The sequence below is a fragment of the Pseudomonas abietaniphila genome (genome assembly GCF_900100795.1).
GTDB classification, from domain to species: Bacteria; Pseudomonadota; Gammaproteobacteria; order Pseudomonadales; family Pseudomonadaceae; genus Aquipseudomonas; species Aquipseudomonas abietaniphila.
In genome coordinates this window covers 505,846-517,235 of record NZ_FNCO01000003.1, presented here as the reverse complement: position 1 = coordinate 517,235, position 11,390 = coordinate 505,846, and the positions used below count along the sequence as shown (strand labels likewise).

Below are 11,390 nucleotides of genomic sequence, written 5' to 3'. Positions count from 1 at the left end.
GGCGGTTTTACTTCCTTTTAGATAACGGTGCGGTTCCTGTATACGCGCACCGTCATTGCTCCTCTTCATTCATTAGCTAAGAGCAGGTTTTGGCTTACGTCAATTTATCAACAGACCGTTCGGGAGATGCTGTCCCGTCAAAAGCGAACGATGGCGGTGGATAAGTGTCGAATTCCGCATGCAGTGTTGCTGCCTGCATCCATGAATAAGAAGGAGACACCAATGGTTACTCACTTCAAAGTGTCAGGGCATCTGGCTTGCGGTCATCACGGCGCAAACCTGAGTTCGAGCACCGACCTTAAAACGGTTAAATGCCGCTCCTGCCGTAACACCGATGCTTATAAAGAAGCCCAGCGCAACAAGCGCAATGCCGCGCGCAGAGCCGCACGTAAATCAAAATCGCCTCACACCGCCACCGACTGGCGCGCTGCCTGGACCGAGCGCCTGACGGCGCTGCCTGGCACACACCGTCTGCCACGCGGGTTTGGTGGTCAACCCAGCGTTTGAGGCGACTGCCTTGGACCTTTCATCTGCGCCTCATGAGCCACTTTGACGCACGGGGCGCAGGTTGTGACAACGTTAACAACGGCGTAGACTCCGCCGCATCTGGTCGTACCCTCCCATACTCATAATATTCTGCTGACTGCACGCACCGCACAGGCTTCGAGCCTCGCGCGGCGTTTTTGCTTGTTGGCGTTTTGTATGTGTGAGCTCGGCGGCCCTGGCAGTTAGAACATTTACCTTGAGGCTGACGCGTCCTTTGATGAACACCACCGATGCTCGCACTGGAAGTTGGCTCAGCGTTATCGCGCTGGCCCTTGCGGCTTTTATCTTCAACACCACCGAATTCGTGCCGGTCGGGCTGCTCAGCGCCATCGGCCACAGCTTCGACATGACCACCGCGCAAGTCGGCCTGATGTTGACGGTGTATGCGTGGATCGTGTCCCTGACTTCGTTGCCGATGATGCTGATGACCCGCAACATCGAGCGGCGCAAGTTGTTGACCTTTGTGTTCATCCTGTTCATTGCCAGCCATGTGATGTCGAGCATGGCGTCCAGCTTCGGCATGTTGCTGGTCAGCCGCGTCGGCATCGCCCTGGCGCACGCGGTGTTCTGGTCGATCACCGCATCGCTGGCGGTGCGCGTCGCGCCCGCGGGCAAACAGGTTCAGGCGTTGGGGCTGTTGGCGACCGGCACGTCGCTGGCGATGGTGTTGGGGATTCCGCTGGGCCGCGTGCTGGGCGAAGCGCTGGGCTGGCGCACAACGTTCCTGTCCATCGCCATTGCCTCTGGCCTGACGGTGCTGGTGCTGATCAAATCGCTGCCGCTGCTGCCAAGCCAGAATTCAGGTTCTCTGCGCAGCCTGCCGATCCTGTTCAAGCGTCCGGCGCTGGTGTCGCTTTATGTGCTGACGGCGCTGGTCATCACCGCGCAATTCACCGCCTACAGCTACATCGAGCCCTTCGCCGACGTCGTCGCCAAGATGAGCGGCGAGATGACCACCATTATCCTGTTGCTGTTCGGCGGCGCCGGCATTCTCGGCTCCATCGTGTTCAGCCGCTACAACAACCGCTACCCGCGCGGGCTGTTGATCACCGCCATTGGCGCGATCGCATTGTGTCTGATTCTGTTGCTGCCGTTATCCGGCAAGGCCTCATGGGTCGCCACCCTGAGCGTGGTATGGGGCATGGCGATCATGTGCTTTGGCCTGGTGATGCAATCCAAGGTACTGGCGATGGCGCCGGATGCAACCGATGTCGCGATGTCGCTGCACTCGGGCATCTACAACATCGGCATCGGTGGCGGCGCACTGCTGGGCAGCGTCGTGATCAGCCAGTTGGGCATCGCCAACATCGGCCTGGTGGGCGGCCTCGTGGCGTTCAGCGGGTTGGTGCTGGCAGGGCTGGCGACCTATCGCTACGGCGAGACCCTTCGCGCGTGAGGGCTGGGTAGCAGCTGTAGCAACGCATCTGCCCGCGGTTGCGCCGTGTCGGACGCCTTGGCCAACCTGACACGGAGTGCCGCAGGATTAACGCAACGTTTCCAGGTTCCGCCCGTACCATCATTCCTGTCGATAACCAACATTCCTGCGTTTGCCTTCCGCTCAAGTTTCAGGGGCGTACTATCACCTCACACCCAAACACGAACTGAGGGCAGGAAAAATGGTTATTCATCTTCTGACTTGCTTGACGCTGACCGCTTTCACCAGTTACGTCGTCGCCCTCAAACTCTTCGCTCTGGAACCCGTGCACGTCACGGCGGACGAAGACAGTCATCGTGTTATGGCACGGGCCAACTAAGGCTCAAGTAGCTGACACTTATCAGCACTTTTCACCTTTCAACTTTCTGTTTGATGCGGAGCACTCGACATGACCCGAGACGTCACCCTGCACGTTAGTTTTCCCAAATTTGGTAATAACTATTACTCACAACATGTCGTCGTTCGTAAAAACCGTCACAGCCTGATTGAAGACAAACGCTTCGATGCCTTCATGATGCCGTCGGCGGAAAATCACTTCAGCAATGAAGTGGTGGGCTTTAACGATCAGTTCCGTTTCTTGACTGATGTGTTGGCCATGCATCTGCTGGATGTTGAAAGCGCGCGACCTGCCAAGAGAACCCGCCCGTCGGCGCAGCCGCGCAGTCTGTAAGATCACAGGCCATTGACGCCGGTTGTTGCGAGTCCCCCTGCTCGCCAACAACTTCGCCAATGGCCTGTTGCTTTTCGCCCTTCTGTTTCTGATGCCCGGTAACGCCCCTCCCTCCCCAGACACGCTTTGCCTGACCTAACCGTGTCGTCAGCATTTGCCATCTCGCACCCTTCATTCGCCTCACCCAGCCACGCATTAAGCTCACCAGCAGTGAGGTTAAAAACTGAAATACGGCTTATCAGCGGATTAATTCAAGATTATTGAATCATGAGTGCATTATTTCGAATTTGCCTCCCGCCCGTTTCCTGACCACAATCGGCGTGCTTCATATCCGAACGGAAAGCTGCCGCAACGGCTCTCCAATCGTTGTTCTGCCTCTTGAAATATCTGGCACGTGCCCCTTTGTGCGGGAGCTTTGTCTCTGCCGACGAGCTCCTTTTTTCAGACTCGGAAACTCACCCGTTGAAAACGCTTTTGCGCAGCTTCATCCCCCATTCCCTCAACACCCATCCCGCTGAATGGTCGCGCGCGGCCGTGGGCGCCTGCCTGGGCATTTTCATCAGCGCATTGCTGAGCCGACAGTTGTTCGGCATTGACGTCACGCTGCATCTGCTCGGTCCGATTGGCGCATCGGCGGTGTTGCTGTTTGCCGTGTCGACGGGCGCACTGGCGCAGCCGTGGTCGATCATTGGCAGTTACCTGATCTCGGCCCTGGTCGCGTTGTTGTGCATTCGCCTGTTCGGCAACTCCATCACCGCCGCGAGTGTCGCGGTGTGTTCGGCCATCGTGATCATGTGCGTATGCCGTTGCCTGCACCCACCGGGCGCTGCTGTCGCGATCAGCATCATCACCTCGAAACAGGAGCTGTCGGCGCTCGGCTTGCAGGTGCTTTTCCCTGTCATGCTCAACGCCATTTGCCTGCTGGTTGCCGCGTTGGTCTACAACAACCTGACACTCGTGCGCTATCCCAGAGCGCAGACGAAAGCAGCGCCGCAGGCGCAAGTCGCGACTTCGGAATCGGCAGGTTTCAACAGTCAGGACCTGGACAAGGCACTCGACGACGTGGGCGCGTTTGTCGACGTGTCTCGCGAGGACCTGGAGACGATCCTGCACAAGACCGAGGCACACGCCCAGCATCGCAACCGGACGGACATCGACACCGAGCACATCATCTCGCGCAGCACCCAAAGCTTGTCGCTGGAACACTCGGTGGCAGATGCCATGAAGATGCTGGCCGGACAGGGCAGCAAATACCTGCCGGTGCTCGACGCAGACCGCAAGGTGATTGGCATCATCAGCCTGGTGGATTGACTGAGCCTCGCCCTTTAAGGGCGCTTTGCACTACACCGACGGATCCCAACGCTGGGACCAGTCGCCCTTCTCTCTGGCAATCTCACGCAGCAGTTCAAAGGCCCGTTGCAAGGTCGCCGAGGGATTGTCCCGCGCATACACCAGATACGTCGGGTAGCTGAACTCCGGCGCCAGCGGCACGCGCTCCAGGACGCCACGGTCCAGCCATGACTGAACCACCCGCGTGCGGAAATAGCCCGAGCCACCGTTATCGAGGATGTACTGCAACGCGAAGGGGCCCAGATTGAAGGCCACGGCGGCCCTGGATTTTTCCGGCATCGCGGCGTCGTGCTGCTCGCGAAACGAAGGGCCCCAATCGATATACACATACGGATCGGGCTTGCCCACCACGCGCACCAGTATCAGTTTCTCTTCCAGCAATTCCTCGACCTGAAGCCCGGGCCAATAGGCCGGCTGGTAGACCAACGCGGCATCCAGCACGCCGCGCTCGACTTCCTTCATCAACACGTCACCGTCCTTGACCTCGGCATGCAACGCGTAGTCCGGGATCGCATTGCGGATCTCACGCACCCAACTGAGCATCAACGGGTTACACAGGCTCATTTCCGCGCCCACGCGCAGCACATGGCGATAGCCGTCCGGCAACGGCAGCTCCCGCCGCGCGGCGTCCCAGGTCTGGACGAGTTGATTGGCGAACACCACAAACGCCTCGCCATCGGACGTCAGCTTCGCGCCCGTGCGATTGCGGATGAACAGCCGGCAGTTGAGGTGGCTTTCGAGCTTCTGCACGCGCGCGGTGATCGCGGTCTGAGTGACGTGCAGCTTCTCAGCAGCAGCCATCAGGCTGCCCAGTCGAACGATTTCAAGAAAGGTACGGGCGAGGTCGATGTCCATCGGTACGGCTCGGCGGCTGGCGTCAGGGTGGCCGCGCCATGGTAGCGCAGCAGCCCGTCGCCCGACCTGAAAAACCTGAGCGATATCCGACGTTAGACAGGCCCGGTATCTGGCGCAAATCCAAAATCCGCTGTCTCATGCAGCAGGTTCGTCCACATCACGAACCCCTTACCTACCTTTCTGCGGAAAACAACATGAAACACGCCCTGCTCACCGGCCTGCTCCTGACTGCCTTTGCCTTGCCCTTCACCGCAACGGCCAACGACGACAACAGCTTGTGCCAGATAAACCTGAGCAAGATTCGCGACACCAAAGCGTCTAAACCGGACCTCAGCGACGCGGTGAGAAGCGACGTCGACACCACCGTCCACCGCGCCGAATCAGCCTTGGCGCGGCATAACGATGATGGCGCGAGAGAGTGTGTTTCCTTGACGCAGCAGGCGCTGCAGAAGCTTCAGAGCAATTGAGGCAAGTCGCCACGCAATGGATCGATTGTGGGAGCGGACTTGCTCTGGTGTGCGACTCCACTGCCCGGGGTGACGCTGATGGTTTGTCCTAACGGCCAAACTGTTCCGCCTTCGGCGGGTTACTTGAAAAGACCCCAAGTAACCAAGGGTCCTATGCTCCTGGTTGGGCCCGACTTCGTCGGGTTCCTTCACTTCGGCGACGCTCCGTGGGCCCGCGCCGAACGGACATCCATGTCCTGACGGCGCTCTCGCGGCATCCATGCCGCTCGTCCCACTCCGCGCCGCCTGCGTTCAGCCTGCACCCAAGTCGCGTTTTGTGGTGTCTGGGCCGCCGCGGCACGAAGATCAAAAGCCAAAGCACGCGCTGCGTTGCTGATTGTTCCCACGCTCTGCGTGGTAACACATCCAATGACGCTCTGCGTCATCCGGTATGTGGCGCATGCTCTCAGGCTTTGGGCCACTCAAGAAACGGACTGACACCAATGGTTTGAGAACCATAGAATCCCCCACACAACCGTGTCCTGTCAGAGCGTTTGAAGTGAGTCGAAGCGGTCCGGCTGATCACTTCAACACCAGCATCCGATAAACCCCCGCCTCGCTCTCGATCCCGTGGGTGTCATGGGTGAACCCGGGGAAGGATCGGTCGAAGCTTTCCAGTGCTTTCAGATACGCCAGTAAGGCGCCGTCGGAAGGCCCTGCGTTTTCCCCCGGCATCAGCAGGGGAATCCCCGGTGGATAAGGCACGATACCGGTGGCCGCGATACGCCCGGCCGCTTCCTCCAGCGTGACCTGTTCGACTTCATTCCTGACCAGTTTTTCGTAGGCTTCCACCGGGCTGAACTCGGCCTTGGGCAGCGTGCCAAACGCCTGCGACATGGCGGCTGTGGTTTTGGTCTTTTTCATCGCGGCAAAGATGTCTTGCGCCAGGTCCTTGAGCCCCATGCCGGCATAACGTTGCTGGTTGGCGGTCAGCAGATCGGGCAGGCACAGCTCCAGTTCCAGGTTGGTGTCGTAGTCACGCTTGAAGTCCAGCAACGCATTGACCAGCGTGCCCCATTTGCCTTTGGTGATGCCGATCGAGAACAGAAAGAGAATGGTGAAATCGGTGGTCTTCTCGACCACGATGCCCTGCCGCCCGAGGTAGGCGGTCAACACACAGGCCGGAATGCCGAAGTCCAGCAAGTTGCCGTCGTCGCCCATGCCGGGACTGAGGATCGACACCTTGATCGGGTCAAGCATGCAATAGCCGTCTTCGATGTCGCCGAAACCGTGCCAGACCTCATTGGGGTGCAGCACCCAGCAGTTCGGGTCGGTCTTGAGCCGGACCGGATCGACCTCGTGAAAGGGAATGGAGGTCGCGCCGATCGGCACTGACGGTGGCTGCCAGCACGAGAAGAACCAGTCGTCGCTAGAGAGCATCTCACTCTGCATGCGCGAGATGACCTGCCGGAACGCGATGGCTTCTTCGATGGATTCATTGGTCAGAATCTGCCCGCTCGGCGCCTCCATCATGGCCGAGCTCACGTCGCACGAGGCCATGATCGCGTAGTTCGGCGAGGTCGAGGCGTGCATCATGTACGACTCGTTGAAGCGGCCATGGGGAATCGGGTTGCGCCCGTTACGCACATGGATCATCGACGCCTGAGACAGCGCCGCCAGCAGCTTGTGGGTCGACTGGGTGGCGAACACCGTTGGCTTGGAGGCGTCGTGATCGTCGGGGCTGCCGTGCATCGCGAAGCGGTCCTTGTACAGCGGATTGAAGCGCGCATAGCCATACCAGGCTTCGTCGAAATGCAGCCGGTCAACACTTTGCCCCAGCAGTTCTTCCACGCGCGTCACGTTGTAGGTCAAACCGTCGTAGGTGGAGTTGGTGACGATGGCGTGCACGGGCGTCGGATCGATATGGCTTTTCACCAGCGGGTTGTTGGCAATCGCCGCTTTCACGCCCTCGGCGCTCAGCGTTTGCGGCAGAATCGGGCCGATGATGCCGAAGCGGTTGCGGGTGGGCACCAGATACGTCGGAATCGCGCCGGACAGCGTCATCGCATGCTCGGCAGACTTGTGGCAGTTGCGGTCACACAAGGCGATCTGATCACGCGTCACGCTGGCCATCAGAATGACGCGGTTCGACATCGACGAGCCGTTGGTCACGTAATACGTGCGGTGGGCGCCGAACACTTTCGCCGCATAGCGCTCGCCCTGCCCGATCGGCCCGCTGTGATCGAGCAACGAGCCCAGCTCACCGACGGAAATCGACAGGTCGGAACGCAGCAGGTTTTCACCGAAGAATTCATAGAACGCCCGGCCCGCAGTGCTTTTCAGGAAGGCCGTACCGCCTGCATGACCCGGCGTGTGCCACGAGTATTCATAGCTGCGGGCAAACTTCAGCAACGCGCCGAACATCGGCGGCAGCACCGCCTGACGGTAGCGTTCGATTGCGGCCATGATCCGCCCGCTCAGGAAGCGGCTGGTGTCTTCGGGCAGCCAGATGAAGTCATCGGCGTGCTGCATGACAATCAGCGGCACACTGGACGCGGTGCTGCGATCACTGATCAGAAACACTGGCACGCGGGTGTTGCGCTCACGCAAGGTGGTGAGCAGATCGATGCACTCCTGGTGGTCTTCGCTGGTGTCCATTTCCCAGCTGAGCAGCACGCATTGAATCGCCGGGTCGGTGCTCAGAATCGACTTCGCGTCGCTCAGGCTTTCCGAGGTCAGTACGCTGATGGAGCGCTCTTCCACGTCGCTGATCAGCTGAATCAGTGCCCGACCGAATACGCTGCGTTTGTCGGGCTGCTTGGTGACGAGTAAGGCGAGCATGCCGAGCAGGTGTCTGTATTCCGTCATGGTTGAGTCTCCAGAGTGGCGCGATTCAGGTCATTAAGCGGCAGGTCATTGACCGGGACAGGTTCACCGACGAGGTGCTGCGCAGCGACGGTCTGGGTCGGCACGCTGTTGTTGAGGGCTTCCAGTTTGATCAGGCGTGTGTTGACGAAGCCGAACAGCGTGTAGCCGACGATGGTGGCGACCCCGCCGAGCATCAGCGCCTGGGCGCCTGAGCTATAAAGCGCCAGATAGCTGTAAGCGGCTGCGATGTAAGCAACGATGTTGGTAATGAGTGCCTTGTTCGGCGGGACGTTGGAAATCTTCTGCAGGGTCATCAATGTCGCCATCGACAGGATGTACGGCACCAGATTGGTGACCACCGCCAGGTTCACCAGCGTGTCGAACTGTTTGGCGAGGTCCGGGCTGATCGTGAGCAGCGCCATGGCGGTCTGAATCGCCAGCAGGATCAGCATGCTGATGATCGGCACACCATGCTTGTTGGCCTTGGCAAAGATCGGCAGAAAGTAACCGGTGTCCGCCGAACTCTTGAACACCTGCGCGACAGTGAATTGCCAGCCCAGCAGCGAGCCGATACACGCCAGCACCATCAGCCCCATGACGACGTTGCCGATCATCGGGTTGAACATCTTGGCGAACACCAACCCGAACGGCGCGGTGGAAGAAACGAGTTCGGCGTTGTCGACGATGCCTGCGATCACGTTGGTGGAGACGATGTAGATCACCGCCGCGCCCAGAGTGCCGCCGAGCACGGCGATAGGGACATTCTTCTCAGGGTTCTCCACCGCATCGCCGTTGGCGCACGCGGACTCCAATCCGAGAAACGCCCACAGTGTGATGGCGACCGATGCGCCTGCCGCCTGATACCAAGGCATTTCGTGGGGGTTCCAACCCGCCGAATACACACTGCTGTCGAACCAGAACCAGCCGATGGTCGACACCAACACAACCGGAGCAATCACGCCCCACACCGTGACGGCGCCGATCTTGCCGGTGATGCTCGCTCCGCCAAAGTTGGCAAACGTGGTAACCCACAACAAGGCGATGGTGGCGAGGCCAACTTGCAGTGAGCCGAGCTTGATATCGAACAACGTCTGGATATAACCCACGGCCGTAATACTGATCGCGACGTTCGCGATCAACAACGACAGGCCGTAGGTGTAATTGGTGATGTAGTTCCCGGACTTGCCGAAGGTGTATTCGGCATAACCGCCCATGCCGCCGGTCTTGCGACTGAGCATGCCGCAGCGCGCAAAGGCGTAGGCCAGAGCCAGTGAACCGGTGGCCGTGATCAGCCAGGAGAGGATCGAGATACCGCCGACTTCGGCGAGTTTGGTAGGCAACAACACGATGCCGGATCCCAACATGTTGACGGCCGTCAACATTGTCAGTTGTCCCACGCTCATTTTCTTTGCGACTGACATTCCGTTGCCTCATAGGATGAAGTGAGAGGCTTTTAGCTATAGCAAAAGATTCTCACTAAGCAAGAAATGGAAAATGCCTTTATCTGCTAGCGAAAAGCCACTTTTAGCAACTTCGAGATAAATAGCGACCGCATTGAATATCGAAAAGATTCATGCGGTTCAAACCGATATCAGGGCAGGAAAGTTGAGGGGAAAGATTAATCTCAGGCGGTCGAACGCACTTGATATAGGTCAATGCGCGTTCGATAAGCAGCGAGGTGCTTGACGCTGCGTCTTCAAACCAACAACGTGAACAACGCAAATCCTGCGTACCAGACAATCGCCGAACGAATCAGCAATTCCCACAGCACGTCCAGGCTGTTCACGCCTTCGGCGCCCACGACCGGCGCAGGCACTTCACCCGCTACGCAGCCAGCCTTGGTGATCAACCCGGCCGCGCTGATGTTCCAGTTGAGCAATTCAGTGAGCATCACGCGGCTGACCGCGACGAAGTTGCCGACCAATGCAAAGCTCGCGGCCAGCAAACGCACAGGCACCCAATCGAATGCATGACGCAGCTGCGTCGCGCGCTCCACCAGCGCCGGTGTCTTGCCGTGCTCAGACGCCAGTGCCAGCAACCGGTACGCCAGCGCGGCCACAGGCCCTAGCACGAAATACCAGAAGATCACCGCGAAAAAACCCTGATAGACCTGCCACAACAAATACGTCTGCACGCCGCCCAGCAGTTGCTCTTCATTTTCCGCTTGAACGCCCAGATCACGATCGGCCACCAACACCGCCGCTTCTTGATCGCCACGTCGGCAGGCATCGCGAAACGAACCCAGGTTGGCTTTGATATCGCCCCGGCCCAGGCTGTAGATCAGCACCAGCAGATGAATCGGCAGCGCCAGCCAGCCATACGCCACCGAGCCGACGATCCAGAGCACCAGCGCCAGCAGCAACAACGGAAACAGGATCGTCAGGGTGAGAATCCACCACGGGCGCTTGGCCGTGCGAGGGTTCGACTCAAGCCGACCCAGTTGATTCAACCAGGGCGCATCGCGCTGAACACGCTGACGCAGGGCGGAGAATTTCTCGATCCACACGGCCAACAGCAACACCAGAAAACTCATGACCCGCTCCTTGATTCAATCCTGCAAAGCCGACCGAAACCGGGCCCAGTCAAAGCATGGCCCCGGATCGGTCTTGCGTCCCGGAGCAATGTCGCTGTGCCCGGTTATTCGTAATGGGGTGATCGCCGGCCATGCCGACTGCAACTGTCGGGTCAGGGCGATCAGCGTGTCGTATTGCGCATCGGTAAACGGCTGATCGTCAGTGCCTTCCAGCTCGATACCCACGGAAAAGTCGTTGCACGTCTCACGCCCGTCGAAAACCGATACACCGGCGTGCCACGCCCGATCCAGACACGAGACGAACTGCGTGAGCTCACCGTCGCGCTCAATTAGAAAGTGCGCCGACACCCGAAGCTCAGCGATGCCTTCAAAGTAGGGATGCTCTGTGACGTCCAGCCGGTTCTGAAAAAACTCCTGCACCTTGCCCGTCTTGAATTGAGCCGGCGGCAGGCTGATGTTGTGAATCACCAGCAACGAGATCTCGGCTTCGGGGCGAGCATTGAAATTGGGCGAAGGGCAATGGTGCGCGCCGTGGCACCAGCCTGTGGCAAGGTCCAATTGCATGGAGGGTCCTTGGGACGTGAATCGACAGCGGCCAGTATGCCCGTGATGAGAAAGGATGTGGGCAGCGAATCGTGATTCGATTCGCCGATGGGTTATGCGCGTCGCACGCAAACATGCGTGCGA

10 protein-coding genes are annotated in these 11,390 nt (G+C 59.1%); 5 read left to right on the top strand and 5 right to left on the bottom strand.

What is annotated here, in order from left to right; genetic code table 11:
* Positions 1–222: 222 nt before the first annotated feature.
* The 4 genes from BLS87_RS09110 (at position 223) to BLS87_RS09095 (ending at position 3,962) form a co-directional block, all read left to right on the top strand.
* Positions 223–507, top strand: a complete 285-nt coding sequence (locus tag BLS87_RS09110; protein WP_074752147.1) for a hypothetical protein — start codon at positions 223–225, stop codon at positions 505–507.
* Between the two features lie 256 nt (positions 508–763).
* The gene (locus tag BLS87_RS09105; protein ID WP_074752146.1) at positions 764–1,942 is read left to right on the top strand and encodes a sugar transporter; all 1,179 of its coding nucleotides are present in this window, start codon (positions 764–766) and stop codon (positions 1,940–1,942) included.
* Between the two features lie 427 nt (positions 1,943–2,369).
* Entirely contained in the window at positions 2,370–2,651 is a 282-nt protein-coding gene (locus BLS87_RS09100) for a hypothetical protein (RefSeq protein WP_074752145.1), read from the top strand.
* Positions 2,652–3,113: 462 nt separating this feature from the next.
* Entirely contained in the window at positions 3,114–3,962 is an 849-nt protein-coding gene (locus tag BLS87_RS09095; protein WP_074752144.1) for an HPP family protein, read from the top strand.
* Between the two features lie 30 nt (positions 3,963–3,992).
* Here the strand turns inward: BLS87_RS09095 and BLS87_RS09090 are convergent, their stop codons facing one another.
* The gene (locus tag BLS87_RS09090; RefSeq protein WP_074752143.1) at positions 3,993–4,856 is read right to left on the bottom strand and encodes a LysR family transcriptional regulator; all 864 of its coding nucleotides are present in this window, start codon (positions 4,854–4,856) and stop codon (positions 3,993–3,995) included.
* 38 nt (positions 4,857–4,894) lie between these two features.
* Here BLS87_RS09090 and BLS87_RS33680 point away from each other — a divergent pair, with 38 nt between their 5' ends.
* Entirely contained in the window at positions 4,895–5,323 is a 429-nt protein-coding gene (locus tag BLS87_RS33680; protein WP_143024340.1) for a hypothetical protein, read from the top strand.
* Positions 5,324–5,884: 561 nt separating this feature from the next.
* Here BLS87_RS33680 and BLS87_RS09080 read toward each other — a convergent pair.
* The 4 genes from BLS87_RS09080 to ampD form a co-directional block, all read right to left on the bottom strand.
* Positions 5,885–8,170: an Orn/Lys/Arg family decarboxylase gene (locus BLS87_RS09080; protein ID WP_074752141.1), complete on the bottom strand. Its 2,286-nt coding sequence runs from the start codon at positions 8,168–8,170 to the stop codon at positions 5,885–5,887.
* A complete protein-coding gene (potE, locus tag BLS87_RS09075) occupies positions 8,167–9,591 on the bottom strand; it encodes a putrescine-ornithine antiporter (protein WP_074752140.1) in 1,425 nt (474 codons plus the stop codon). The genes BLS87_RS09080 and potE overlap by 4 nt, the downstream gene beginning before the upstream one ends.
* A gap of 275 nt (positions 9,592–9,866) precedes the next feature.
* Positions 9,867–10,703 (bottom strand): regulatory signaling modulator protein AmpE, encoded by an 837-nt coding sequence (ampE, locus tag BLS87_RS09070; protein ID WP_074752139.1) that lies wholly within the window; start codon positions 10,701–10,703, stop codon positions 9,867–9,869.
* A gap of 15 nt (positions 10,704–10,718) precedes the next feature.
* Positions 10,719–11,267: a 1,6-anhydro-N-acetylmuramyl-L-alanine amidase AmpD gene (gene ampD / locus BLS87_RS09065; RefSeq protein WP_074752138.1), complete on the bottom strand. Its 549-nt coding sequence runs from the start codon at positions 11,265–11,267 to the stop codon at positions 10,719–10,721.
* Positions 11,268–11,390 lie beyond the last annotated feature (123 nt).